Genomic DNA, 25,337 nt, shown 5'->3' with positions numbered 1-25,337 from the left:
AGCGCGGTCAGCGCGGCTTGTCATTCAATTGGTAGTCGAGATGCGCCTTCACGGTCGGCCATTCGGCCGCGGTGATGCTGTAGACGACGGTATCCCGCAGCGTGCCGTTCGGCGCGATCTGGTGGCTGCGCAAAATGCCGTCCTGCTTGGCGCCGAGCCGCTCGATGGCGCGCCGGCTCTGGTGGTTGAAGAAATGGGTGCGGAACTCGACGGCGATACAGTCCATCGCCTCGAAGGCGTGCGCCAGCAGCAGCCGCTTGCACTGCGTGTTGAGCGCGCTGCGCTGCACCCGCTTCGCATACCAGGTCGAGCCGATCTCGACGCGGCGGTTGGCGGCATCGACGTTCATGTAGGTGGTCATGCCGGCGACACGGCCGTCGGCATCGAGCACCGTGAACGGAAGCATGCTTCCCGTGGCGAACAGGCCGAGCCGCCGCTCGATCTCCTTGGTCATGGTCTCGGGTTTCGGAACTGCGGTGTACCACAGCCTCCACAATTCGCCGTCACTGACGGCCTCGACCAGCGCGTCGTGATGGTCCGCCGACAGCGGCACAAGGCTCGCATGCGGGCCGCGAAGGGTGACTGGTTCAAGAAAGGGCATCAGCAGTGTCCGTCATTGCGAGGAGAGCGAGCGACGACGCAATCCAGAGTCGCATGTGCCGCCCTGGATGGCTTCGCTGGCGCTCGCGATGACGGAACTATCACGTAGAGCGTCACTTGTTCAGAAAATTCAGCGCCAGGCCCGGTCGCGGCCAGTCCATCGCCACCAGCTCACCCCTGCCCGACAGCGTGATGTAGGCCGTCTTCAGCTCGGGACCACCGAAGGCGATGTTCGTCGTGACTCGGTCACCAGTCGGCACCTGCTCGACCAGCGTGCCGTCGGGCGCGATGACGCTGATGCAGCCGGTCACCAGCGTGGCGACGCAGACATTGCCGTTCGCCTCGACCGCGAGCGAATCGAACATCTGGTAGCCCCCGAGCCCCGCGATCGGGCGGCCGCGCTCGCCGCGATAGATCACCTCGCGCGGCTTCACCGTGCCGGGCTCGGCGAGATCGTAGGCCCAGAGACGCGCGGTCGGCGTCTCCGCGATGTAGACCGTCTTCTCGTCCGGCGATAGCCCGATGCCGTTGGCCGGCAGAATGCCGTGGACGGCCTCGACGATCTCGCTCATGCCGGGCTTGAGGTAATAGAACGCGCCGACGTCCATGTCGCGGGCGCGGCGTTTGCCGAGGTCCGAGAACCACAGGCCGCCGTGACGGTCGAACACCAGATCGTTCGGCCCGCGCAGCGCGTGCTCGCCGCAGCGGCTGACGACGGTCTCGATCGTGCCGCTCTGCAGATCGACGCGCTGGATCGAGCCGCCGAGATAGTCCTCGGGCTGTGGGCCCGGCATGATCATCTTGCCGGTCGGAATCCAGGAAAAGCCGCCATTGTTGCAGATGTAGATCTTGCCGTCGGGCCCGAGGGCTGCGCCGTTCGGCCCGCCCGGAATCTGCGCCACGATCTCCTTGCGGCCGTCGGGAAACACCCGCGTCAGGCGCTTGCCGCGGATCTCGACCAGCACCACCGAGCCGTCGGGCATCACCACGGGCCCTTCCGGAAATTCCAGATCGGTGGCGAGCACGCGCATGTCGGACATCGGACGACCTCCCGCTTTCGTCGCCGCGCTGCGGCGCATGGTTGTTAGGCGTGAGGTTATCGCAAAGCCGGCACGGCTTGCCAAGCAAGCGGCTGAGCGCGAGACCGCAGAGCAGCCCTGCTGAGGGAGACGCTTGCAGCGTGTCGACGCAAGTTGGTACCGCGCGCGATGTTTAGCGGATCACCGGCAGCCAGATTTCCAGGCCGCCATTGCCGGTGAGCGGGTCCGAAACGCTGGTCATAGCGCTCGAAGTTCGGCGCATCGGCGACCTCATAGCCCGACTGCGGCAACCAGCGATTCCAGATCGTGTGTACAGTGCGGCGGATCGACGAGACGTGGCCGGCATGGGTGAACACGGCGAACGTCGCCGCCGGAACCCGCACGCGGCTGAAGGTCCGAGGCAGGTCGGAAAAATCGGCCACCTCGACGCCGGCGATGTAGTCGAAATTGCCGGCATCGTCGCCGTTGCAGCACACGCCATAAGCCACCACGCCGCGGCGCGCCGGAACCTCGTGCACGATCTCGTTGAAGCGGCGCCACAAGGCGGGAATGCCCGCGCCATTGTCGACGCTGACGCGATCGCCGAGGCCGGCGACGAGCAGCGGCTGCGCGGTGACGAAGCGTGGGGCGGCGAGATCATCGAGCGGGGTCTGGTTCATCAGGATCGGCTCCTGCAGTGCGAGGCCATCGAGGCGCGCACGGGCGCGCACCGCTTCCGGCGTGACGCCGAACTGGTCGCGGAACGCGCGCGTGAACGCTTCGTGGGAGCCGTAGTCAGCCTCGAGCGCGAGACTGAGAATGTCGGGTGCGCCAGAGGCCAGAGCCCGTGCCGCCTCGCTGAGACGGCGCAGCCTGACATAGCGCATCACCGAGACGCCGGTCGCCGCCGCGAACGCGCGCACGATGTGGAAGCGCGACACGCCGGCGATGGCCGCGACCTCATCCAGCGTCAATGGCGCCGACAGATGGCTCTCGATGAACCAGAGCGCTTTCTGGGCCGGGTTGGTGGACACGCCTCTCTCCTATCGAAGCGCCCGATCCTGCGCGCGGAGATCCACATGCGCTTGATCGTTGTTGCGCTGCGGGCCGTGCTATTTGCCGGCCGGCTTCGCCGGCGCCGCGTCCTTGGCGGCCGGCGCATCGGCCTTCTTCCTCAGCTCGTCCGCAAGTTTCGCCTGCGACGCCTTGAGTTCGTCGATCAGGCCCTGCTGCGAGATCAGCGCAGCCTTCAGCGCCTGGATCTGCCGATTCGCCGCATCGAGCTTCTGCTGCTGATCGAGCGATTGCTTGGTCATCGTCTTCTGCAGGAAATCGATATTGCTCTGCAGACATGATGTCCGTCGATCCATCGCCTTTTCTGCAGTGCAGATTTCGATGCCCGGAATATCCTGCGCATGTCCGGCAGAACTCACACCTGTCGCGAGCGCGCTCGCGGCAAAGATGATTCGCGCGGCAATGAATTTTCGCATCACAATTTTCTCATTGGCTTGCCCAACACATGATTTTGCGTGGAACTGACGGAGTTTCCTGATTGATACCATACTGAGACCTCAATCGCGCATTGAAGTTCCGGCTGGGACCCGTTTTTAGGGAGATGGACAGAATGGCTACGCGCGAAAAACGGCTGGCGCAATTCGACGGCAGCGGTGAGCCGCCGCCCGGACAGACGGTCGAGGTGCTGTGCGAGGATCACAGCGGCACCTATCAACTGCCGTTCCCCTGCTTCTACATTGATGGCAAATGGCACAACAAGGAATCCGGCGGCGCGCTCGAAGCCACCGTCATCGGCTGGCGGTTCCCGCGCGCGCGATTTGACGAGCGCAATGGACGCCGTCCGCAGCCGAGCTTCGTTGCCGATCGCGCTTCGTCTTATTGATCATGCCGGGCCCTGAGTTCTGCTCAGGGCCGGTCTTGCCGAAAATATGGTTTTGAACGCAGATTGAGCATCACGACCGGATAGGCCATCAGCAGCGAGCCGGCGACGATCGCGAGGGCAGCCGTTCCAACGTCGAGCACACCGTCACCCCACGCTCGCCGCCACATCGCAATTGCAATCGGAAAGAACAGAATCAGCGCCGTCGCCAGCCCCGGCGAGAATCTGCCTCCGCTGCGCAGGAACGGCAGGATGTGGAAGAAGACGGCGTTGATGATCATCAGCGCCGCGTAGGTGAGCGCGGCCGGCGGCCACGTCTCGGCAAGCTCTGCCTGCACCGCGCCGAGCACGACCACCAGCGCGTTCGTCACGTAGAAGTCGCTCCACTCGACCGGCAGCTTCATCACCGTCCGCGCCCAATTGCGCCAATCGAACGTGTATTCCTCGAGAATATGCGCGCCGTAGGCCGCGAGCGCGAGCCAAGCCAATGTGGTCAATGTCATGATCGATGCTCCCCTCGCGGGTGATGGACCGGCGCCAGACCGGTCGCAAGGGGCAATGTAGAGCACCAAGGCGCGAGACGGGCAGCGCGCGTGCCGTGTTTCAAAATGCGACGGCGCTTCCTTGCAGTCTTAATCCTTGGAACGCTGCTGGAACGAATCGCGTCCGAATCGGATGCCGCATCTGGTGCGCGATCTGTTCACGCTAGATGTCGGACACATCGGAGACGACCCACCACATCGTGAGGGGAAGCCTCCGGCCGCTTGCCGCAACCGGATGCCAAAGACTAACGGAGAGGCAGATCTGGCGCTCAGGTCCAGGGCGTGACCGGCGGCACGTTGTCGGTCGCCGGCGGCATCTCGACCGTCTTGAAGTCGGCCGGGCTGACGATCTCCATATATTCCATGTCAGGGGAATAATCGTAGAGGTAGTGCACGATGCCGGGACGCTGGTGCACGACGTCGCCGGCCTTCACCAGGGTCGGCTTGTCCTCGTACATGAAGCGGGCCCAGCCCTTCATCATGATGACGATCTGGAAATCGCAATCATGGCGATGCCAACCTGTGCCATCCACCGGCGGACAATCCGGATTGGCCTTGACGAGGTGGCAGATCACCTGGCCGCCGGTGGCGTCGGCGATGCCGAGATCGCGGTACAGGAAGAAGTCGCGCAACCCACCGCCCTTGTAGTCGGTGTCCTCGGGCTTCACGTGCGAGAACTTGGTCACCACTGCATGCTGGTTCATGACGGCCTCCACCGGTTGATCGCGACATCGGCGACCGTTGCGGCCCATCGATCGGCCACAGCGGCCACCACGTCCGAAAGCGGATTGTGCCATGCGAAAACCACGCCACGCCCTGTCTGCAACGCAGAGATCGGTAGGCCAGGGCGGCATCGCGAGCCGAACTGATTGCCGACAACCGGGTTTTGGCCGACGCCACACGGCAATGGTGACGTGCTGACAGCCCGCGCCACGCGCCGAGAAGACGCAAATCCGGCTTCAAATTGAGCAGCCGCTGCCCGCGGCGTGAGCCGTTGGAGCCGCGGCTGCAAAGGGCCGCGGGCACGCGCCGCTGACGGCAGTACACCTAGTACTCGACCTCCAGCTCCTCGATCTCCTCGGGCTCGGCCTTGGCGGCCTCGATCCATTGCTGCATCTCCGGCATCGCCATGATCAGGTCGGCATAGGCCCTGAGCCGCGGCTCGAGCTTCACGTCATAAGTCACGAAGCGCGTCACCACCGGCGCATACATCGCATCCGCCATGCCTCGCTGGCCGAACAGAAATGGGCCGCCGGATATGTCCAGGCAGTCGCGCCAGATCGCCCAGATGCGATCGATGTCGGCCTGCGCCCGCGTCCAGACCTTGAAGCCCGGAAAGTGGCCCTTGAGATTGACCGGCAGCGACGCCCGCAGGGTCGTGAAGCCAGAATGGATCTCGCCCGAAATCGAGCGGCAATGCGCGCGCTGGATGCGGTCGGCTGGCAGCAGGCCCGCCTCCGGAAAGGTCTCGTTGAGATACTCGCCGATCGCCAGCGTATCCCAGATCGTCGCACCATCGTGGCGTAGGCACGGCACCAGGATCGAGGACGACAGCAGCAGGATCTCGGCGCGAGCCGATGCGTCGTCCGGACCGACGATCACCTCGTCAAAATCCAGTCCGGCAAACCTGGCGAGCAGCCAGCCGCGCAGCGACCACGACGAGTAATTCTTGCTGCTGATGGTCAACGTCGCTTTGGCCATGTCGCCCTACCCTCTTGCCGCATTGTCGTTTGTCGTTCGCCCATCGTGCCGCTCGTGCGACCGGCATCATGCGCGGAGCCGGATACGTCGGAGATATCATCGAGCAAGCGACATGCCAGTTTTTCAGGCAAGACTCGGCCGTTCTGGCTCCGATATTGCATATAGCAATGCATGTAATGGATCGGACGCGATGGCGCTGCTGTACCAAGCCTATCAGAACCACATGGACCTGACCGAGCCGTGGCGCCAGAGCGCGGCAGCCGCCATGCGCTATCTCAACCTGATCCCATCAGGGCTATCCAGCCGCGCCATGCGGCGTCTGTCCGCCGCGCTTGAGCTGATCTCCCGCTCAGCCTTGACCTACGCCCGCCCGGCGTATGGCATCGATAGCGCAATGGTCGGCAACCGCGAACTCGCCGTCACCGAAGAGGTCACGTTCAAGACGCCGTTCGGCTCGCTCCTGCACTTCAAGAAGGACGCTGCGCCGGAGCAGCCCAAGGTGCTGCTTGTCGCGCCAATGTCCGGCCATTTCGCCACCCTGCTGCGCGGCACCGTGAAGACGCTACTGCAGGATCACGACGTCTATATCACAGACTGGCACAATCCGCGAGACATCCCGCGCGATCACGGCCGCTTCGGTCTGGAAGATTACACCGATCATCTCATCAGTTTTCTCAGCCAGCTCGGTCCGCGGCCGCACATGGTCGCGATCTGCCAACCGTCGGTGTCGGCACTCGCGGCCACCGCCGTGATGTGCGAGGACGACCATCCGTCGCGCCCCGCCACCTTGACCTTGATGGCCGGACCGATCGACACGCGGATCCAGCCGACCAAGGTCAACGAGTTCGCCAAGAGCAAGCCGATCGACTGGTTCGAGGACAACCTGATCCACTACGTGCCCTTTCAATGCAGGGGCGCCTTCCGAAAGGTCTATCCGGGCTTCGTGCAGCTCACGGCCTTCGTCTCGATGAATCTCGAGCGCCACGTCAAGCAGCACATGGATCTCGCCAACCATCTCGCCAAAGGCGAGGTCGAGAAGGCCGAAACGATCAAGACCTTCTACGACGAGTACTTCGCGGTGATGGATCTGCCGGCGGAGTTCTACATCGAGACGGTGCGCGACGTTTTCCAAGAGCATCTGCTGCCGCAAGGCAGACTGATGCATCGCGGCCGTCCCGTCGACCCGAAGGCAGTCCGGCGCATCGGCCTGATGACGGTCGAGGGCGAGCGTGACGACATCTGCTCGATCGGCCAGACGCTCTCGGCGCAGGACATCTGCACCAATGTGCGCGCCTATCGCCGCGTCCATCACATGCAGGCCGGCGTCGGCCATTACGGCGTGTTCAGCGGCAAGAAGTGGAATAACGAGATCTATCCGCTGCTGCGGGATTTCGTGCACGTCAATTCGTGAAGCGACCGCGCTGCACGCGTTGCAGCGTGGCCGACGGCGCCTCCCCGAACTTGTTGCGATAGGCCCCCGCCATCCGCCCGAGATGGGTGAAGCCAAGGTCGAAGGCGATGTCGATGATCCGCGCCTCCGGTGGAGCCGCCATCAATTGCGCATTGAGCCGCGCCAGCCGGATGTCGAGCAGCATGTCGGAGATCGACATCCCGAAATGGCGGCGAAAGCCGCCCTGCAGCGCCCGGATCCCCACGCCTGACGACGCCGCAAGTTGCGCCAGATCGAGCGGTTCGGCTGCGTGCGCTGCCAGAAGATCACGCGCCCGGCGGACGGCCTGCGGCAATGTCTCGACCCGGCCGGAATGCAGCCTGATCGCTTCCGCCAGGCCATTGCCGGGCTGCTCGAACAGAATGTCCAGCAGCGTCTCGCGCCAATTGGCTGCCGCAACCGGTGGCAGGCCGCGCCCACCGCCGAGACGCTCGGCGAGGTCCGCGAGCCCGAGCATGTGAGCCCGGAGCCGCGAGCCAGGACATCCCGACAACGCGATTGCGGGATCGAATTCGATCGGTTGCACCGCGCGCCCGGACAGCGCTGCTGCGCGCTGTTCCACGAGACGGCGGTCGAGCAACAGGATCAACTGAGCGCAAGCGTCCCAGACCATCCGCGTGGGCAATGTCGGCGACAGCAGTGATGCCGCATGGTCTGGCGCCGTCGCGACCTCGCCGGCCCCGGCAAAGACCCGCGCGGTCCCCGCCAGCGGGAGCTGCAGCAGAAAGAAGCGGTCGAGACAGCCCGGATCGATGGTTACCGCACCGCCATAGGCGACGTAGTTGATGGAAAAGCCATCGAATGCCGCGCAATTATGCAGAGCGAGGAAATCGCGCGCAGTATCCGCCTCCGGTTGCAGCCCATGCGGACAGAAGATGCGGCCTATTTGTTCAGCCGCCTCATCGACATCGTGCGTTGCAACACGGCCATAGGCTGTAAGCCGCGGCACAGCCGGAGACTTCCAACTACGATCAGCGGCTGCATCTGCAGTCATGGCCTACGTCGCCCGTCGAGATCGTTTGAAACCTATAATAATTAGCAACTGACGTCGAGGGATTCGTTTTCTGGATAGACTCGGCGTCGCCCCGGCTTGATCCTCCCACGCGTGCAGCAAGGAGATCCGCCATGATCACACTCGAAAAAGGCATCACGCGCGCAGGTACCGGCTATGCCGGCAAGACCTGGAATATCCTGGGTCAGCTCTATTATCCGAAAGCCGTCACCGACTCCACGTTCGCCTTCGAGACCAACAGCGAGCCCGGGCAGTTCGTGCCGGTTCACGTTCATCCCACCCAGGACGAGTTCATCCTGGTGCAGGAAGGCGTCCTCGACCTCAAGCTCGACGGCGTCTGGGTCAAGGCGAATGCCGGCGACCTCGTGCGCATGCCGCGCGGCATTCCGCATGGCTACTTCAACAAATCCGACAAGCCGGCGCGCGCGCTGTTCTGGGTCTCCCCGATGCAGAAGCTGGAAGCGCTGTTCAACATGCTCGACAATCTCGCCGACCCAGCCGAAGTGGTGCGGATCTCGGCGGAACACGAGGTCGACTTCCTGCCCCCGGAGGCCAACGACTAGGCGGCAGCGCGGGCCCCAGCGGGCGCCCCCGCCCTTTTGTTGCGGTACGAACGGCGCGCGATCATCGCTATCGGCTCCGTGCGCCTGCGGCATGAGCAGCGGCTGCGCTCGAACGAGATGCGATCGGCGAGATCCTTCTCGCCCTGATTTCGATGCTGCCCCATCCGTCGGCATCGCACGCCTCGGTCGCGCCGGGCGACCTTCGTCACCATCAAACTCTCGCGGGCTTCTGCAGCGCGGCGGGCGAATGCCGCCCGAACGCGGCTGCGCGCTCGACAACAAGGAGGTCCCATGATCAGCCGAAAGAATGTCTGTGTGATCGGCGCCGGCGTCTCCGGCCTGGCTGCAGCCAAAGCATTCACCGCCCGCGGGCACGACGTCACCATCGTCGAGCGGAGCGTCGATCTCGGCGGCGTCTGGGAGCCCGCGCGGTCCTATCCCGACGTGCAGACGCAGAGCCCCAAGGAGCTCTATCGCTACACCGACAAGGCGATGCCGGATCACTACCCCGAATGGCCGAAGGGACCGCAGGTCCATGCCTATCTTGCCGACTACGCGAAATCCCACGACCTCATCCGCCTGATGCGGTTGAACACGACCGTGCTTGCGATGCAGCGCCGCAGTGACGGCAAGCCTGGATGGAGCCTCGACCTCAAAACAGGAGACCGGACGCGCCGGGAGGATTTCGATTTCGTCGCCGTCTGCACCGGTCAGTTCAACGAGCCGCAGACGTTGTCGCTTGGCGGCGAAGATCAATTCGCGGCCGCCGGCGGCTTGATCCTGCATTCCTCGAAATACAACGATGCCGCGCTCACGAAGGGGCGCGACGTGGTGGTCCTCGGCGGCTCGAAATCGGCAACCGACATCGCGGTCAACGCCGTGCGCTCCGGCGCGCGCTCGGTCACGATCGTGCTTCGTGAAGCGGTGTGGCGCATTCCCTACTTCATCGGCGGTCTGATCAACTTCAAGCGCATCCTCTATATCCGCGCCCAGGAGCAGATGTTCCCAAGCTGGGGCATGGGCCCGCTCTCGCGCCTTGCCCATCTGCTGGCCAAGCCGCTCGTCTGGGCCAATTGGCGCGGCCTGGAAAGCCTGCTCAAGATGCAGTTGAAGCTCGCCAAATGCAACATGGTGCCGAAGGGCAGGATCGAGGACGGCGTGAACTGCTCAGTCCCGATCGCGACGCCCGACTTCTTCCCGATGGTCGCAGACGGCCGGATCAAGGCCGTCTACGGCACCTTCGGCCATTACGAGCCGAACACCATCGTGACCAGCGGCGGCGAACGAATTCCGGCCAACGTCGCGATCCTCGCCATCGGCTACAAGCTCGGGGTCCCGTTTCTGTCGGATGCCGACCGCGCCAGACTGGTCGATCCGGACGGGCAGTACCGGCTCTATCGGCTGATCGCCAATCCCGATCTTCCCGACATGGGATTCGTCGGCTTCAATTCGAGCTTCTGCACCGTGCTCTGTGCGGACATGGCCGCCAACTGGCTGGTGCGGTATGCCGACAAACAGCTGGCGCATCAACCGAGCGAGCGCGAGATGCGCGACAACATCGAGATGATGCTGCATTTCAAGCGGATCGAGCGCCCTGCCGCGGGCGTGTATGGCGGACTTTGCGTCGCGCCCTATCACTTCAAGCATTTCGATGAACTGCTTGCCGACATCGGCGCTCAGCGCCGACGGCGCAATCCATTGGCCGAGATGTTCACGCCGCCCGATGCGGACGCGTATAACGACTTTCTCGCATCCGCGCCGGCCTATCAGGCCGGCTGAGGTGGCGGCGAACAGTCTCGCCGCGCTGCAGACACAGTGACGCCGCAAGCGCGACGCATTGCAGAGGGATGGCCGGCCCTGTGGAGCGCTGGCCTTCCCGACACAGTCGGGCTATCCAAGGCGCCCCGGCCTCCAGCCGTTCGCCTCGGAGCCTGCCATGATCCTCTCGACCCATCTCCGCACCATCGGTCTCGCCGCTTCGGCCGCGTTCCTCCTGACCACCGCGGCCCAAGCCGCAGAAGTCCACGTCATGATCTCCGGCGGCATGACCGCTGCGTTCAAATCCCTGGTGCCGGAATTCGAGCGGCGCTCGGGTCACAAGGTCACGATTGCCTACGGCCCGTCGATGGGAACAACCACGAATGCGATTCCCGTTCGCCTCGAGCGCGGCGAACCTGCCGATGTCCTCATCATGGTGGGCTACGCACTCAGCGATCTCACCACCAAGGGCAAGGTGACGCCGGATAGCCGCGCGGACCTCGCCAACTCGCCGATCGGCGTCGCGGTCAAGTCGGGGACGCCGCATCCCGATATTTCGAACGCGGAAGCCGTGAGACGCATGCTGATCGCCGCCAAGACCATCGCCTATTCGGACAGCGCGAGCGGCGTCTACGTCTCCACCGAGATGTTCGACAAGCTTGGCATCAAGGACGAGATGAAAGGCAAGGCGCGGATGATTCCGGCCACTCCCGTCGGCGAGATCGTCGCCCAGGGCGAAGCGGAGATCGGCTTTCAGCAGATCAGCGAGCTCAAGCCGGTGAAGGGCATCGACATCGTCGGGCCGCTGCCGGCCGGACTGCAGAAGATCACCGTGTTCTCCGCCGGCATCGCTACGGCCGCCAAGGAGCCGGAGGCCGGCGAGGCGCTCATCAAGTTCCTGCAATCACCGGATGCGCGTCACGTCATCGCGGAAAGCGGCCTCGATCCGATCGTGAGGCGGGCGCCGAACTGACGATGAAGCGTGCCGGCTGAGACGATGGCTCTCCCCCGCCGGTGGCGTGGGAGAGTCCGCCAAGCAGCGTCGGTGCGCTTACTGGGTGAGCAAAGTCGACTCGCTCAGATTGTTGGCGCCGTAGGCCTTCTTGAGCAGACCGTTCGCCTTGGAATCCGTCATGAACTTGGTGACGAAGGCCAGCGACTGCGGATGCTTCAGCGGCACCGCGACCGCGGTGTCCGTCTTCTTGAAGGTCTCGGCGAGCACCTTGGTGCCGGAAATCTGCTTGGCGATGAGATTCAATTGATCGCGCGCCAGCGCGAGCGCGTCGATCTCGCCGGCGCTGAGCAGCGCATAGACTTCCTCGTAGGATTTGAAGCCGGTGACGGTCGCCTTCTTCAGGAAAGCCTTGGCACCGCGCAGCACGGTCGTGTCGTTGATGGCCGCAACCTCGGTGCCGGCCTGGTCCAGCGCGGCGATGTTGGCGACGTCGAGACCGGCGCGGATGATGAAGGTGGTCTCGACCGAATCGTAGACCGGACCGAACGAGACCTTGGTTTCGCGCTCCGCGTCCTTCGGCATGAAGGCCACATCCCAGACGCCCCGAGCAGCTTCATCGGTGATCGCATTGGAATTCGGATGCTCGACGAACTCGACGGGCACACCGACCTGCGCGGCCATGGCCTTGCCGAGTTCGACCGGAACGCCTGAATAGCCGCTGTCCGACTTGACGCACCAGAACGCACCGCCGGCGGGGCCAACGGCAATGGCGACACGAAGCTTGCCGGTCGGCGCGATTTCTTCCTTCAAGCCGGCTGCGCCGGCGGCGTTGCCGGCAAACGTGACTACCGCAGCTGCCAGGGCTGCGTCACGCAGCCAGCGCCAAAACGCCATGGCCCTCTCCCATTGGATTGCAGGTTGGATACGAGCCGCACCTTGCCGGGAGCACCGTTAAATACAACTTACCTCGCTTGCGCAAAGCAGCATGCGACGCGCAAAACTTGCGCGTCGCAATTACGGTTTCAAATAACTCGATACCGAAAACCGATTAAGCGTCGCTTAAACGCAGCGCCGAACCGCGACGCCATTGACGATGACCGTGCGGCACGCCGCAGCCGCCACCGGCGGCTTGCGAACCACCACGGCGCCCGCCGCACCGGCGCAGCCGGCCCGCACGACGCCCCGAGCGCAGACCACGGCGTTGGCATCCGACATCGACACGAACGGCATCGCCGCCAGGATGAACAATCCGCACAGCGTGGAAATAATGGCACGTGAGACAATGGCGCTCATCTTCAAACTCCTGATCGTGATCTCATTGGTCAAATATCCACCCCGTCGCGACCTTGCCTGGGACTTCCCCGCCCGACAATTGTGACAATTTGGGTGGATCGCGCTCGTATGCATCTCGGATGGTAACCATGGACGGCAGCCGCTCCGCATCAGCGATTGGCCGCGAACTGCGCGAGCATGCCCTTGCAGCCAGGCGTCAGCGCGCCGGCATTGGCCGCGAGGCACTGCGCGATTCGACCGCCACCCGGCTCGATGCCGCTGCACAACGCCCGCGCGTCGGCGCCGCAGGCGGCCCTCACGATGCGCAACTCCTCGAGCGGCCGCAGCGGTCGCAGCACCAGCGCAGGCGCCGTCGGTGCAGCGGTGGTTGTCACCGCGGGCGCGGCGACAGCCGCAGTCGCCGGCGCGGCGCCGCCGCGCGAAGACGCCATCGCCTGGGCGCAGGGAGCGGACAGCTTGGCCTTGTTCTGCTCCAGGCATTGCAGCGCCGCGGCGCCGCCCGGCGGCACGCTGCTGCAGACCTTGCGGTAATCGGAGCCGCAGGCACTCCGGATCGCGGCCACCTGCGCCTCGCTCGGTTGGGCTGCGGGCGCTGACGCCGCTGCAGCCGGCTTGGCCGCCGGGGACTGCGTAGGCACGGCCGCGGCCGGCTGCGCCGCTGCCTTCGGAGGCTCGGGAGGCTTGCTCGCCTCGGCGACGGCCGGCTTGGCCGGGGCGGACGGCGCCGAAGCCGGCTTGGCTTCCGCGGCAGGCTTGGTTTCCGCCGGCGGCTTGGCCTCCGCCGAGGGCCTGGTCTCTGCCGCGGGCTTGACCTCTGCCGCAGGCTTGGCCTCTGCCGCGGGCTTGGCCTCCGCGGCAGGCTCGAGCGCCTTGACCGCCGTCTGACAAGATGAGGACAGGCTCGCGATGTTCTTCTGCAGGCATTGGAACGCCGCCGTGCCGCCGGGCGGCACGCTCGCGCATTTCGCCATGTAGTCGGACCGGCACGCCGACTTGATCGCGTTGCGCTGCGCATCGCTCTGCGCCAGCGCCTGCGTGGCTGCAAGGCCGGCCGCCGCGGCCATCCCGAGTACCAGCATTCTCCTGAAGCGATTGATCATCGGTCGATCCTCAATGGTGTCGTGCTTCAATGACTTGTCGCCAGCGCAGCCGCCCGCATGGTGGCCAATCGGGTCTCATCGGTATGCGCACGGGCATATCGGCCCAGGCTGCGCCGGCGGCGGAGGCCTGGCAATTGGGAAAATTTGGGTGGATCGCATCCTCACTCCGCCGGCGCCGGCTGCGCCGCCGGAAGCTCCGGCGGCAGGATCAGCGCGGCGATGACCGCGACCAGGCAGAGCGCGGCGAAGGCCTGCAGCATGGTGACGAAGCCGCCGCGCTCATACAGCCAGGCGACCAGGCCGACGGAGGCGCCGGCCGCGGTGAAGCCGATGAAATAGCGCACCGCATAGGCGCGCGAACGCCATTCCTCGGCGGTGTACTTGCCGACCATGGCGTCATTCACGGTGACCTGCCCGAACGCACCCATGACGATGCCGATCGAGGCCAGGATCAGCGCCCAGTCGCGCGCGTCGGCGGCGAGATACAGCAGCGGCGCCAGCACCAGCGACAGCGGCAGCGCGATCGTCTTCAGCGCGTGGCGATCGAGCAGCCGGCCGATCGTATACTGCGTCATCGCGCCGAACACGTAGACACCGGCCGCGATCACGCCGAGCAGTGCCGGGCTCTGCGTCAGCCCCGCCAGCCGTTCCGCGAACAGTTTTGGCAGCGCCACGGTGATCGCGTTGAACGTCGTCGAGATCGCGATCACCACCAGCAGCAGCGCCAGCACCACGCGCCACATCTGGTCGCGCGCGACGCGGGCCTGCGCCGCCGCCTGCTTCGATCCGCGGCGGTCCTCATGCACGACCGCCAGCGCGAATACCACGCCGATCGCCACCGTGATCACCCCGGGTACGACGAAGGCGAAGCGCCAGCCGAGATATTGCCCGACCACGCCGGTGACCAGCGCAGACGAGGCGACGCCGAGATTTCCGAACACGCCGTTCAGCCCCATGTCGCGGCCGAGCCGGTCGGCATAGGACACCAGCATCGCCGTTCCCACCGGATGATAGATCGAGGCGAACAGGCCGATCGAAAGCAGCGCCGCGCCGAGCTGCCACGGCGTCTGCACCAGGCCGACCGAGATCATCGACAAGCCGATGCCGAGATAGAAGATCAGCATCATGTGCCGCCGGCTCCAGCGGTCGCCGAGCCAGCCGGTCAGGAGCGACCCGGCGCCGAAGGCGATGAAGCCCGGCGTCGCATAGGGCAAGAGGTCCGCATAGGCCATGCCGAGCGCCGGGCCCATGATGATGACCGCGGCTGCGAAGATCAGCATCGCATAATGGTCGATGAAATGGGCCGCGTTGACGAAGCCGATGACGCGGCGGGCGCTGTTCATGGGAGCTGTCCTCGATTCCTGACGGATCGGTTATAGTCGACGCGACCAACGAGAAGCCGCCAATGACCATCGTGGACACGCCATTGAAGCCGCTCGGCGCCGACCGGGTGACGACCGAGCCCGGCGTCCATCTGATCGCGCGCCTCTATCAAAAAGGTGCGCGGCTCGATCCGCACATGCACCGTGAATCCCAGTTGATCTACGCCTCGCGCGGCACGATGCAGGTGACGACGCCGCGGGGACGCTGGCTGGTGCCACCGGACCGCGCGGTCTGGGTGCCGGCGCGCCATGGCCACGCCATCGACATGCTGGCCGACAGCCAGATGCGGACGCTGTATTTCGAGCTGGACTGGCTGAAGCGGGAGACACGGGGCGCGCGGCTCGACCGCGAATTCGTCGTGCAGGTGTCGCCGCTGCTGCATCAGGCGATCCTGGCGCTGTTCGCGGCGGACGGCGGGCCGGAGCGGACGGCGCTGCTGGTGCGGCTCGCTCTGCTCGAATTGCGCCGCGCCGAGGATTCCTCGACCTTCATCCCCTTGCCGCAGGATCCGCGCGCGAGACGTGCCGCCCAGCTCGTCCTCGCCTCTCCCGCGAGCGAGCAGGACCTGGCGACCCTGGCGGGCAAGGTCGGCAGCTCGGCCCGCACTTTGTCGCGGCTGTTCGCGGCGGAGACGCGGCTGAGCTTCAAGGCGTGGTGCCAGCGTGCCCGGATCGCCGCCGCGATCGAGCGGCTGTCCACCGACCGTCACCTCTCCGTCAAGCAGCTCGCCGCCGATCTCGGCTATGCCAGCGTGTCGGCGTTTTCGCATGCCTTCAGGCAGGTCACCGGCCGCACTCCGACCGAATTCGCGGAGCAGACAGGTGCATGACACGCCGGCCGCATATGCACGCCGCGACGGCGGCGTTGACGATTTGTTATGTTTGAATGTCGCCAGCTTTGCCATAAATCCATGTAACATCGCCCTCATCACGCTCCGGGATTCGACCGACATCAGATGGCCAATGCCTTTTTCACCGACCTGATCACCACAATTTCCGAGCGAGGCCGGACGCTGCTGCGCGGCGGCGGCGCCCCTGTCGACAAGCATGATGCGAAAAGCCTGGCCGAGCTGTGCGAGGCGCTGGTGTCCGGCGCCGGCGAGGCCTCGGGCACGGCGATGGCCCGCGACGTTCTCGACGGCTATCACGATCTCGACCCCGAGGGCCGCAAGGCGTTCTTCACCGCGCTGGTGCATGATTTCGGGCCGGACAAGGCCAGGCTCGCCAAGGCGATCGACGACTGGCGCGCGACGCCATCGGACGAAGGCGCGAGCGCGCTGCATTTCGCCTCCGAGCCGCGCCGGCAGGAGCTGATCCGCCGGCTCAACCGCGCGCCGGGCGGCACGCCCGAGCTGGTGGCGATGCGCACCGATCTTCTGGATCTCATCAAGGGCAATCCGGAACTCGCCGCGCTCGATCGCGACGTCGTGCATCTCTTGAGCTCATGGTTCAACAGGGGGTTTCTCGTGCTGCGTAAGATCGACTGGTCGACGCCGGCGAACATTCTGGAGCAGATCATCCGCTACGAGGCAGTGCACGAGATCCACGACTGGGACGATCTGCGCCGCCGCATCGATCCGGTCGATCGCCGCTGCTACGCCTTCTTCCATCCCGCGATGCCCGATGCGCCCTTGATCTTCGTCGAGATCGCGCTGACCGAGACCATCCCCGGCGCCATCGCGCCGCTGCTCGCCGTCGATCGTCCGCCGGTGCCGGCCGACCGCGCCCGCACCGCCGTATTCTATTCGATCTCCAACACCCAGCGCGGCCTCGGCGGCATCTCGTTCGGCAACTTCCTGATCAAGCAGGTGGTCGAGGAGCTGAGGCGCGAGCTGCCGAAGCTCGACACCTTCGTCACGCTGTCGCCGGTGCCCGGCTTCATGCACTGGCTGAAGTCGACGACCGATGCGACCGAAGAGGATCGCAACGTGCTCAAGCTGCTGAACGAGCCGCGCTGGGTCGAGGATGCCGAGATGACCGCCGAGCTGCGCCCGGTGATCGAGCCGCTCGCCGCGCACTACTTCCTGAAGGCGCGGACGTCGAAGGGCAAGGTGATCGATCCCGTCGCCCGCTTCCACCTCGGCAACGGCGCGAGACTCGAGCGCATCAACTGGCTCGGCGACCTCTCGTCCAAGGGCCAGCGCGAATCCGCGACCGTGATGGTGAACTACCTGTATCGGCTCGAGGACATCGAGAAGAACCACGAAGCCTATGCCAATGACGGCGAGGTCGTGGCCTCGAGCGCGGTCAAGAAGCTGCTGCGCGCCGAGGGCCGGCGGCTGCTGGATATGCGGCTGTCGTCGTAATTGGTCCCCTATACGGCGCATGGGACGAACCACGCGAACCACAAAGTCAGTGTCATCCCGGCGAACGCCGGGATCCATAACCCCAGGACGTGATTTGGGGCGGACTCGTCGTTAGACCTCGCGTCCCACATCCGCCGCGGAGTATGGGTCCCGGCGTTCGCCGGGACGACGCTGTGGGAAAACCGCTTTCACATCTCAAACAGCTGGAGGACGTGCGACCGCGGCCTCGCGGCGTCTGACGCCCGAGTGCTGCGAAACACGTCACCCTCATCAAATACAGAGGGCGCAGGGAAGACCGGGTGCTGGCCGCAACCCATGGCCCCCGTGCGGGAGAAAGTGCACGGGGCAGGAACCACAGGTACGACCGGTGCATTCCGGCCTTCCCTGCGCGATGGTTTGAACGGTGTCCTTCGTGCTCTCCCTGGGGATCGGCGTTCTTGCCCCCATTTTGCGACAACGCGCCTTTGGCGCGTTGCGCAGACCTCAGCGTCGAGAGGCCAGGACCACACGACTTCTCCGTCCGTAGCGACGCCGGTCGTCCACCGTCGCCGCTGCGGCCACCGCATCCCTATCCCGACGTTCGTGACGACGCGTACGCCCCTCTGCGAAAAGGACAGGACATGCGCATCATTGCTGATTTTCGGAATTTGTCAAGGTGAAAGATTCGGGCACCGCTCGCGGCGCCCGCCGGGACCTCGGCCCCCTCGCCCTCACGACGCCTTGCGTTTCGCTTCCACATGGCGCGCGAAGCTGTCGAGAATGGCCTGCCAGCCGCCCTGCTGCTGCTCGACGGAATGGGTCGTTTCGGCATCGAACGCGACGCGAACGACAACGCCCTTCGGGCCGGGCTCGAAGTGGACCTCGGCCTTCCGGTCGCCGAAGGCATATTCGATCAGCTTGTGCTCGACGATCTTCGTGTAGGTCCCGGCAAAGTCGAAGCCCATGCTGCCGTCCTTGGCCTCCATCCGCGACGAGAACGCGCCGCCCTCTCTCAGGTCGACCGTGGCCTTGGTCGTATGCCAATCGTCGGAGGCCGCGTTCCACCTCACGATGTCGGCCGGCGTCGTATAGGCACGCCAGACCTGATCGATCGGGGCTGCGACGTTGGTTTGGACGGTTATCCTCATGAACATTGCTCCTAGTTCGATTTTGACGTCCCACTGCAGCTGTGCAGGAGTTGTGTCCGCCCAAGGACGATCCAGACTGGCCGATCCCGACAAGCCTTAGCGTTCGATGCGTCGCTGCACCGGCCGTCAGACCGACCTTCACCGGAAGGTGCCCGGCTGATATAAGCCGACATCCCGGTGAGGACGTTGTCGCAGTGCCCACTCGTCGCCAGATCCTGTCAGCCATAGGAGCAGCCGCCATGGGATCGCCGATCATGCCGGCGCGCGGGCACCAGGCTGCATTCGATTCCGACACATTCGCAGCCGGCGTCACCCAGCGACTCGATCAGGCGCTCGCTGAGCGGCGCGTGTGGAACATCCACGGCCTTGTCGTTCTGCAGAACGGCACGCTGATCGTCGAGCGCTATTTTGAAGGCCAGGATCGCGAGAGAGGCGTTGGCGATCTCGGGACGGTCAAGTTTACGGCGGAGACGCTCCACGACCTGCGATCCTGCTCGAAGAGCATCGTGGCCTTGCTTTATGGGATCGCTCTTCAGCAAGGCAAGGTCCCGACGCCGGAGGCGAGCCTGCTGTCCGGATTCCCGGAATATCGTGATCTCGTCAACGAGGATCGCTCGCGCTTGACCGTGCATCACGCGCTCTCAATGACCATGGGAACGGATTGGGATGAGAGCAGCTTGCCTTACGCCGATCCCCGCAACAGCGAAATCGCTATGGACGACGCCCCCGACCGCTATCGCTACATTCTGGAGCGGCCGATCGTCGACAGGCCCGGTGCGCACTGGACCTATTGCGGCGGAACAACCGCGTTGCTCGCCCGTTTGATCGCCAAGGGGTCGGGCAAGTCACTGCATGACTTTGCACGCGAGTTTCTTTTCGATCCGCTCGGTATGGGGCCGACACAATGGGCAGCCGGACCAGACGGCGAGCCATTCGCGGCGTCAGGCGCGCGGATGTCGGTCCGCGACTTCTCGCGGATCGGAACGTTGATGCTCTCCGGCGGGCAGTGCGATGGCCGACAGATCGTTCCCGCCGAATGGATCACGCGTTGCACGACGCCGGTGGTCAGCTCCGACGAGCTTCGCCGTTACGACTATCAATGGTTTCTTCTCGATGTAGCTTTCGGCAAGCCGAAGGGATGGGCGGTCGGGCGCCTGGAGCGCATGTGGATGGCACAGGGCGAAGGCGGCCAGCGCCTGTTCATCATCCCTGCGCTGCAGCTCGTCATCGCCCTCACGGCAGGAAACTACGGCAGCGACGACCAGTGGATTCCGCCGACTCGCGTGCTCCGGGAAATCGTTCTGGCGAGCGTAGGCTAGCCTCGTACGCATCGACATTTCGAGTTGTAGCAGCGCGGCCCCCAACTCACGGCGCTGGACGACATCCGGGCCGGTAGGTGACCCGCAGCACCTCGACCTCGCCGCCTGCGCGCGCGTTGAAATCATGCTCATGCCAGAACGTGCTCGCGGCGCATTTAAAGGCGATGGCGCCTGACGCCTCCGGACAGGGCTTGCCGAGCACCCAGCCATAGGGCGCAAAGCCTTCGGGCGTGAGCGGCTCCGTCGTGACGTCTGTGCCAGTCGGCGTGATCAATAGTCCTTACTCATGAAATGGACGTCCAGGACGGCAGCAGGCTGACGCGAAGCAAGGACCGCGGGGGAGCGCGGCCACATCGCCGATCTCGACGAACAGTTTTATGCAGCGTCACCGTAACCGCAAAATCCCAGTCTTTCGATTTAAGGCTCAACGTTTAGCGAAACTTCATTATATGATTTCGCCTTATTCAACCGACCGCCAAGCCGCTTCGTTTGCGCGCAAAAACACGTATAACATGACCAACATACGTTCGATTGCAGGTAGCCCCTCTTGGGTTCGCAGATCGGGCAGCATCTGAGAAACGCTAATGATCCCCTGGTTCTCCATTCTGCTGCAAATTTGGATTTTGGTTGGAACGCTTGTGTTTGCATGGCGGTTTCGCATTTTGGTTCAGGAGGAGAAGCAGACATCCAATCCGGACCATTCCTTCTACCGGCGCAATGACAACGACCTTCTTAGACTGATCTTTTATTTTTTCGTCTGGTGTTCGACACCGGCCGTTCTGTACGGCCTTTGGTCCCGTGGCTTAGGGTAACTCCACATGAATGGGCACTCAGTGTGGCTCTTGCACTCGGGACATTCACTGCAATTCGGAACATGTGAGGAATTCTGCAGGCCGCATCTGGTGTAGAACGACCCCGGAACCGCAAAATGCGCACTATTTTTTGGAGTGTAGTCGCCCTGCTGGCGTGGTGCGGCGGGATGTGGAGCAACGTCAGGACCGCGAAGCAACTTGAGGCCGCGGGCCACAGCGTTTGGACTCTAAATCTGCGAGCGCGACTGATTGCCTGGAAAGGAGCCAACATTGCGATCTTCCTGATCTCTTCGACAATATTCGTCTCGGCAGTCCTGATCGCAGCTTTCACACCGTAGTCGCGACTCCCTTCCAAATAAGGGCTAGATGCCAGGAGAACCGTTCAATGGGTAGCGTTTTCCTGCTCTGGCATATGCGGCCAACTGCCGACCGTCTCGATGACGACTGCGCTGATAACAAACTGATCGGGGTTTACAGCAGCGCTGCCGAAGCGGATGCCGCAAGAAAGCGCAAGATTCAATTCGAAGGCTTTCGTGACTATCCAAACTACTTCCATGTCGACGAATATGAACTCGACAAAGATGCTCGGAGCGAAGGGTTCATCGTAACAACAGCACGGTGAACTTCGTCGAGGTCCGCTCGCGGCGCAAGTTGCGCGTGCTAGGGCCTCATGGTTCGAGACGCGCCGCGAGCGGCGCTCCTCACCATGAGGGTTTATGCTGTCGCTGCCGATACGGACCTCGTCCTGAGGAGCCCGCCGACCGTGGGCGTCTCGAAGGACGGAGGCGCGCTCAGAGGCGTCCAAGCGTTATTCCACCGCGCCCTGCGGTCGCAGCCGCAACACCGACGCCGGCAAATTGGCGGCCAGCCATTCCGCAATCGCCCCCTGCTTCCGGTGATACGCCAGCCCCACCGCGACCACGGCGATGCCGATCAGCGACAGTGCGAACGGGAACAGCAGCGAGTCCTTGAAGACGACGTCGGCGAGGTGGCCGAGATACATCGTGATGCCGATCGCGCCGAAGACGGCGTAGGCGCGGCGGACGATGATGACGGCGATCGCAAGCAGGCCGACGTTCAGCAGGCAGTAGATCGCCTTGCCGAGCTCGGTGGCGCCTTCGGTGGCGCTGACGCCGCCCCAGAAGGCCATCAGGCCGAACAAGTGCATCCAGAAGCCGAAGTCGCGGCTGTGGCTGTTGTAGTCGACGATCCACGCCACCGCGAGAATGCCGAGGCCGAACCAGATCGAGACGATGCGGCGCATCTCCCAGTCGAAATGGCCGACGTTGAAGATCCAGGGCGTGAGGTCCATCGACATGAACCACAGCGCGACCGACATGATCGCGACGATGAAGGGCACGCGATAGAAGCGCAGCGCGATCGCGCCCGCCGCGATGGTGGCGATCTCCATGAACAGCCAACTGCCCTTGATCCAGACGTAGAAGTCATGAACCGTGCCGGGCTTGCCGAACTTGCCCCACCAGCCGAATTCGGCTTGGACGCCGTAGACGGCGAGCGGCGCCATCGACACGGCGATGGCGATCAGCAGGCCGCCGGGGACGCGCAAGCTCCGGCGCCAGAGGTGGTCGCCGGCGAAGCCGAACGCGGCGGCATAGGCGAGCGCGCAGGCCGTCAGGGCGCGGCCCCCCATCTGCGAGAAGGCCACCGTCGAGAACAGGCCCATGGCGCCGATCACGATCAGCGCGCCGGCGTACCAGAGCAGATGCGCGGCATCGAATTTGGCGTGCGCCGCCGGACCCGCCTTCGCCTGTTGCTCGAGGTAGGTCAGCAACCGCTGCAACTCGTCGGGTCCGATCGCGCCTGCCCCGGCGGCGGCGCGCAGATCTTGTTCCGAATAGGCCATCGTCATTACCCTCTGTGACCCCGCCGGGAGACGGCACGCAGGGGTCCGATCGCGCAAACGTCTGGGGACGTCGCGCGTCGGGACCGGTGCCGACGGGGCGGATATGGGTGAGTGTAGCGGAATGTGAGCGACGTTCAATATAATTTTGAACGACGCTCAAATATCTACGACCAACGTTCTAAACTACCCATCGCGACGCGGGGGCTAAAGCTGCTTCGACCCCGCCCTTCTCCACACCGTCATGGCCGGGCTTGTCCCGGCCATCCATGTCGTGCGCCTGGAATGACGACGGGGATGCCCGGGACAGGCCCGGGCATGACGAGTCCTGGGTTGGCGGTTTGCCTCATCGCTGAGGCCAGAGGTTGGCGGATACGACCACCAGAGGCCCGCAGCGCAGTCGCCTCAATCCTTGAAATACGGCTCGACCGGGCCGTGGACCTTGATGGTCAGCGGGTTGCCGTGGCGGTCCTTGGCATTCCCCGCGGCGACGCGGATCCAGCCTTCGCTGATGCAGTATTCCTCGACATTGGTCTTCTCGGCGCCCTTGAAGCGGATGCCGACGTCGCGCGACAGGATCTCCGCATTGTAATAGGGGCTCTTCGGATCGACCGACAGCCGGTCAGGAAATGGGGTCGCAGTCGTCTCGTTGTCGCTCACAGCAGTGCCTCGATCTCTTTCTTCAACGCCTCGGGCGTGGTGGTCGGCGCATGGCGCGACACCACATTCCCATGGCGATCGACCAGGAATTTGGTGAAATTCCATTTGATCGCCGAGCCCAAGAGGCCGGTCTTCTCGCCCTTCAGGAACTTGTAGAGCGGATGTGCATCGGTACCGTTGACGTCGATCTTCGCAAACAGCGGGAAGGTGACGTCGTACTTGCCGGCGCAGAACGCGCCGATCTCCTCGGCCGTGCCGGGCTCCTGGGCGCCGAACTGGTTACAGGGAAATCCGAGCACGGCAAAGCCCCTGTCCGCATAGGCGCGGTGCAGCGCCTCGAGGCCGCGATATTGCGGCGTGAAGCCGCAGGCGCTGGCGGTGTTGACGATCAGCAGCACTTGGCCTGCGAAGCGCTTCAGCGGCACCTCCTCGCCCTTCAGCGAGGTCGCGGTGAAATCATAGATGCCGGCCATCAGCCCATCACCGGATCGATCGGCGAAGCCGGGGTACCGCCAGCCTCGATCGCTTCGCCAGCGAGAAGGCACGCGTCCTCGCGAAAGCGCTGGCCGACCAGCTGGACGCCGACCGGGACGCGGCCGACCATGCCGGTCGAGACCGTCAGGCCCGGCAGGCCGAAGAACGGAATCGCGATCTGCGTGAGCTGGGCGTGCCAGACCTGCTGGAACGACTCCTCGTCCTTGCGGTCGAGCTGATCGGCGAACGGCAGCATGCCCGACACCGGCATCAGCAGCAGCGGATGCTGCTCCATGAACAGGAGCCATTGCCGGGTCAGCGCGGCGCGGCGCGCGAGCGTCTGCGACAGGTCGAATGGGTGAACCTTGTCACTGACGCCGCGCAGGCAGGCCAGCGCTCCCGGGTCGCCCTCCTTCTCGGCCGCTGCGAGTTGCGCCTCGTAGCCGTCGCCGAGCCAGAGACGGGTCTGCAGCAGCGCGGCCTCCTGCATCGGCGGCGTGTCCGCGATCTCCTCGACGGTCCAGCCGGCGGCTTCGAGCCGCTTGGCGGCATCGCGCAAGGCGGCCACGACCTCCGGCACCGGGTTCAGCCCGTCCGGGTTGACGCAGAGGGTGACGCGCTTCGGCAGCGGCGGGCCCTCGAGCGGCACCGGCATCCACCAGACATCGCGGACGTCGCGCGCCGACATCGCGGCCAGCGCGATCCTGACGTCGTTGACCGTGCGGGCGAGCGGGCCGGAGACGGCGCTGATCTGCGGGCCGATCGGGCGCTCGGGGAACTGTGTATTGAAGGCCGGGATGCGGCCGACCGTCGGGCGCAGGCCGTGGATGCCGCAGGCATAGGCGGGATAGCGGACGGAGCCGGCGATGTCGGTGCCATGCCCGATATGGCCGATGCCCGCCGCGGTGGCCGATCCTGCGCCGCCCGAGGAGCCGCCCGGCGTGATGCCGGGGTCGCGTGGGTTCTTGGTGTGGCCGTGGATGAGGTTGCTGGTGAACCAGCGATAGGACACCGCCGGGGTGTTGGTGCGGCCGAGCAGCACGGCACCGGCCTTGACCAGGTTGTTGACGACCGGATTGTGAGCCGAGGCGATCGCGTCCTTCTGCAGATTGAGGCCGTTGGTGGTGGCGAAGCCGGCCTGGTCGACATTGACCTTGATCGTCACCGGAACGCCGGCGAGAGGCCCCGGATCCTCGCCGCGCGCCAGCCGGGAGTCGATGGCGTCGGCCTGTTGCAGCACGTCCTCGGGGCGATGGTCGATCACGGCGTTGATCGCGGGGTTCACCGCATCGAGCCGCGCCAGCGCCGCGGTCGCGGCATCGCGGGCGGAGACCTGCTTCGACTTGATGAGGGCGGCGAGGTCGGCAGCCGGCAGGCGCCAGAGATCGGTCATGGGGAACTCCGTGGTGACGGGGCTTGTTCTAGCGCGAGCACTTGTCGGGAGAAAGCCGTCGCGGCGCGGCACTCCAGCATAGCTTCGGCAGCAAACCGCATGGGTCTTGTTGCACT

General features: G+C 64.7%; 26 protein-coding genes and 1 pseudogene. 9 read left to right on the top strand and 18 right to left on the bottom strand.

What is annotated here, in order from left to right:
* Positions 1-7: 7 nt before the first annotated feature.
* The 4 genes and pseudogenes from QW863_RS29125 to QW863_RS29110 form a co-directional block, all read right to left on the bottom strand.
* Positions 8-601, bottom strand: coding sequence for a GNAT family protein (locus QW863_RS29125; protein ID WP_315718057.1), 594 nt, complete (start codon positions 599-601; stop codon positions 8-10).
* Between the two features lie 112 nt (positions 602-713).
* Positions 714-1,640, bottom strand: coding sequence for an SMP-30/gluconolactonase/LRE family protein (locus tag QW863_RS29120; protein WP_315718056.1), 927 nt, complete (start codon positions 1,638-1,640; stop codon positions 714-716).
* Between the two features lie 172 nt (positions 1,641-1,812).
* Positions 1,813-2,653: pseudogene (locus QW863_RS29115) on the bottom strand (GyrI-like domain-containing protein).
* A 78-nt stretch (positions 2,654-2,731) separates the two neighbouring features.
* Positions 2,732-3,109, bottom strand: a complete 378-nt coding sequence (locus tag QW863_RS29110) for a hypothetical protein (RefSeq protein ID WP_315718055.1) — start codon at positions 3,107-3,109, stop codon at positions 2,732-2,734.
* A gap of 134 nt (positions 3,110-3,243) precedes the next feature.
* Between QW863_RS29110 and QW863_RS29105 the strand changes: the two genes are divergently transcribed.
* The gene (locus QW863_RS29105) at positions 3,244-3,516 is read left to right on the top strand and encodes a hypothetical protein (protein ID WP_315718054.1); all 273 of its coding nucleotides are present in this window, start codon (positions 3,244-3,246) and stop codon (positions 3,514-3,516) included.
* A gap of 23 nt (positions 3,517-3,539) precedes the next feature.
* On the opposite strand, the gene QW863_RS29100 is transcribed toward QW863_RS29105, so the two are convergent.
* The 3 genes from QW863_RS29100 to QW863_RS29090 all read right to left on the bottom strand — a co-directional run bounded on the left by QW863_RS29100 (position 3,540) and on the right by QW863_RS29090 (position 5,756).
* Complete coding sequence (locus QW863_RS29100; protein WP_315718053.1) at positions 3,540-4,016, bottom strand: HXXEE domain-containing protein; 477 nt, start codon at positions 4,014-4,016, stop codon at positions 3,540-3,542.
* 308 nt (positions 4,017-4,324) lie between these two features.
* Entirely contained in the window at positions 4,325-4,759 is a 435-nt protein-coding gene (locus tag QW863_RS29095; RefSeq protein WP_315718052.1) for a cupin domain-containing protein, read from the bottom strand.
* Positions 4,760-5,102: 343 nt separating this feature from the next.
* Positions 5,103-5,756: a glutathione S-transferase family protein gene (locus tag QW863_RS29090; protein ID WP_315718051.1), complete on the bottom strand. Its 654-nt coding sequence runs from the start codon at positions 5,754-5,756 to the stop codon at positions 5,103-5,105.
* A gap of 190 nt (positions 5,757-5,946) precedes the next feature.
* Here QW863_RS29090 and QW863_RS29085 point away from each other — a divergent pair, with 190 nt between their 5' ends.
* Positions 5,947-7,167, top strand: a complete 1,221-nt coding sequence (locus QW863_RS29085; protein WP_315718050.1) for a polyhydroxyalkanoate depolymerase — start codon at positions 5,947-5,949, stop codon at positions 7,165-7,167.
* Here QW863_RS29085 and QW863_RS29080 read toward each other — a convergent pair.
* The gene (locus QW863_RS29080) at positions 7,157-8,200 is read right to left on the bottom strand and encodes an AraC family transcriptional regulator (RefSeq protein WP_315718049.1); all 1,044 of its coding nucleotides are present in this window, start codon (positions 8,198-8,200) and stop codon (positions 7,157-7,159) included. The genes QW863_RS29085 and QW863_RS29080 overlap by 11 nt on opposite strands.
* Positions 8,201-8,331: 131 nt before the next feature.
* On the opposite strand from QW863_RS29080, the gene QW863_RS29075 reads away from it, so the two are divergent.
* The 3 genes from QW863_RS29075 to QW863_RS29065 all read left to right on the top strand — a co-directional run bounded on the left by QW863_RS29075 (position 8,332) and on the right by QW863_RS29065 (position 11,512).
* On the top strand, positions 8,332-8,781 hold the full coding sequence (locus QW863_RS29075; RefSeq protein WP_315718048.1) for a cupin domain-containing protein: 450 nt from the start codon (positions 8,332-8,334) through the stop codon (positions 8,779-8,781).
* Between the two features lie 291 nt (positions 8,782-9,072).
* On the top strand, positions 9,073-10,560 hold the full coding sequence (locus tag QW863_RS29070; RefSeq protein WP_315718046.1) for a flavin-containing monooxygenase: 1,488 nt from the start codon (positions 9,073-9,075) through the stop codon (positions 10,558-10,560).
* 157 nt (positions 10,561-10,717) lie between these two features.
* On the top strand, positions 10,718-11,512 hold the full coding sequence (locus tag QW863_RS29065; RefSeq protein WP_315718045.1) for a substrate-binding domain-containing protein: 795 nt from the start codon (positions 10,718-10,720) through the stop codon (positions 11,510-11,512).
* Positions 11,513-11,590: 78 nt separating this feature from the next.
* On the opposite strand, the gene QW863_RS29060 is transcribed toward QW863_RS29065, so the two are convergent.
* The 4 genes from QW863_RS29060 to QW863_RS29045 form a co-directional block, all read right to left on the bottom strand.
* Positions 11,591-12,388, bottom strand: coding sequence for a transporter substrate-binding domain-containing protein (locus QW863_RS29060; RefSeq protein ID WP_315718044.1), 798 nt, complete (start codon positions 12,386-12,388; stop codon positions 11,591-11,593).
* A 165-nt stretch (positions 12,389-12,553) separates the two neighbouring features.
* Positions 12,554-12,787 carry a hypothetical protein gene (locus QW863_RS29055; protein ID WP_315718042.1) on the bottom strand — a complete coding sequence of 78 codons (234 nt, stop codon included), beginning with the start codon at positions 12,785-12,787 and terminating at the stop codon, positions 12,554-12,556.
* 149 nt (positions 12,788-12,936) lie between these two features.
* A complete protein-coding gene (locus QW863_RS29050) occupies positions 12,937-13,887 on the bottom strand; it encodes a hypothetical protein (RefSeq protein ID WP_315718041.1) in 951 nt (316 codons plus the stop codon).
* A gap of 161 nt (positions 13,888-14,048) precedes the next feature.
* Positions 14,049-15,230: an MFS transporter gene (locus QW863_RS29045; protein WP_315718040.1), complete on the bottom strand. Its 1,182-nt coding sequence runs from the start codon at positions 15,228-15,230 to the stop codon at positions 14,049-14,051.
* Between the two features lie 62 nt (positions 15,231-15,292).
* On the opposite strand from QW863_RS29045, the gene QW863_RS29040 reads away from it, so the two are divergent.
* Both QW863_RS29040 and QW863_RS29035 read left to right on the top strand, forming a co-directional pair.
* Positions 15,293-16,099: a helix-turn-helix transcriptional regulator gene (locus QW863_RS29040; protein ID WP_315718039.1), complete on the top strand. Its 807-nt coding sequence runs from the start codon at positions 15,293-15,295 to the stop codon at positions 16,097-16,099.
* Positions 16,100-16,225: 126 nt separating this feature from the next.
* Positions 16,226-17,575, top strand: coding sequence for a malonyl-CoA decarboxylase (locus QW863_RS29035; RefSeq protein ID WP_315718038.1), 1,350 nt, complete (start codon positions 16,226-16,228; stop codon positions 17,573-17,575).
* A gap of 710 nt (positions 17,576-18,285) precedes the next feature.
* On the opposite strand, the gene QW863_RS29030 is transcribed toward QW863_RS29035, so the two are convergent.
* On the bottom strand, positions 18,286-18,702 hold the full coding sequence (locus QW863_RS29030; RefSeq protein ID WP_315718037.1) for an SRPBCC family protein: 417 nt from the start codon (positions 18,700-18,702) through the stop codon (positions 18,286-18,288).
* A 239-nt stretch (positions 18,703-18,941) separates the two neighbouring features.
* On the opposite strand from QW863_RS29030, the gene QW863_RS29025 reads away from it, so the two are divergent.
* Entirely contained in the window at positions 18,942-20,021 is a 1,080-nt protein-coding gene (locus QW863_RS29025; RefSeq protein ID WP_315718035.1) for a serine hydrolase, read from the top strand.
* Between the two features lie 46 nt (positions 20,022-20,067).
* On the opposite strand, the gene QW863_RS29020 is transcribed toward QW863_RS29025, so the two are convergent.
* A complete protein-coding gene (locus tag QW863_RS29020) occupies positions 20,068-20,295 on the bottom strand; it encodes a hypothetical protein (RefSeq protein ID WP_315718034.1) in 228 nt (75 codons plus the stop codon).
* A gap of 923 nt (positions 20,296-21,218) precedes the next feature.
* On the opposite strand from QW863_RS29020, the gene QW863_RS29015 reads away from it, so the two are divergent.
* Positions 21,219-21,455, top strand: a complete 237-nt coding sequence (locus tag QW863_RS29015; protein ID WP_315718033.1) for a hypothetical protein — start codon at positions 21,219-21,221, stop codon at positions 21,453-21,455.
* 186 nt (positions 21,456-21,641) lie between these two features.
* On the opposite strand, the gene QW863_RS29010 is transcribed toward QW863_RS29015, so the two are convergent.
* The 4 genes from QW863_RS29010 to QW863_RS28995 all read right to left on the bottom strand — a co-directional run bounded on the left by QW863_RS29010 (position 21,642) and on the right by QW863_RS28995 (position 25,221).
* A complete protein-coding gene (locus QW863_RS29010; RefSeq protein ID WP_315718032.1) occupies positions 21,642-22,697 on the bottom strand; it encodes a hypothetical protein in 1,056 nt (351 codons plus the stop codon).
* A gap of 402 nt (positions 22,698-23,099) precedes the next feature.
* Positions 23,100-23,354 (bottom strand): DUF3297 family protein, encoded by a 255-nt coding sequence (locus QW863_RS29005; RefSeq protein ID WP_315718031.1) that lies wholly within the window; start codon positions 23,352-23,354, stop codon positions 23,100-23,102.
* Positions 23,351-23,827, bottom strand: coding sequence for a glutathione peroxidase (locus QW863_RS29000; protein WP_315718030.1), 477 nt, complete (start codon positions 23,825-23,827; stop codon positions 23,351-23,353). The genes QW863_RS29005 and QW863_RS29000 overlap by 4 nt, the downstream gene beginning before the upstream one ends.
* Positions 23,827-25,221, bottom strand: a complete 1,395-nt coding sequence (locus QW863_RS28995) for an amidase family protein (RefSeq protein ID WP_315718029.1) — start codon at positions 25,219-25,221, stop codon at positions 23,827-23,829. The genes QW863_RS29000 and QW863_RS28995 overlap by 1 nt, the downstream gene beginning before the upstream one ends.
* Positions 25,222-25,337: the final 116 nt, after the last annotated feature.

The organism is Bradyrhizobium sp. SZCCHNR1017 (assembly GCF_032381375.1).
Taxonomy (GTDB): domain Bacteria; phylum Pseudomonadota; class Alphaproteobacteria; order Rhizobiales; family Xanthobacteraceae; genus Bradyrhizobium.
Note: the sequence above shows the minus strand (reverse complement) of the source record. Positions and strands in the feature narration are given on the sequence as shown.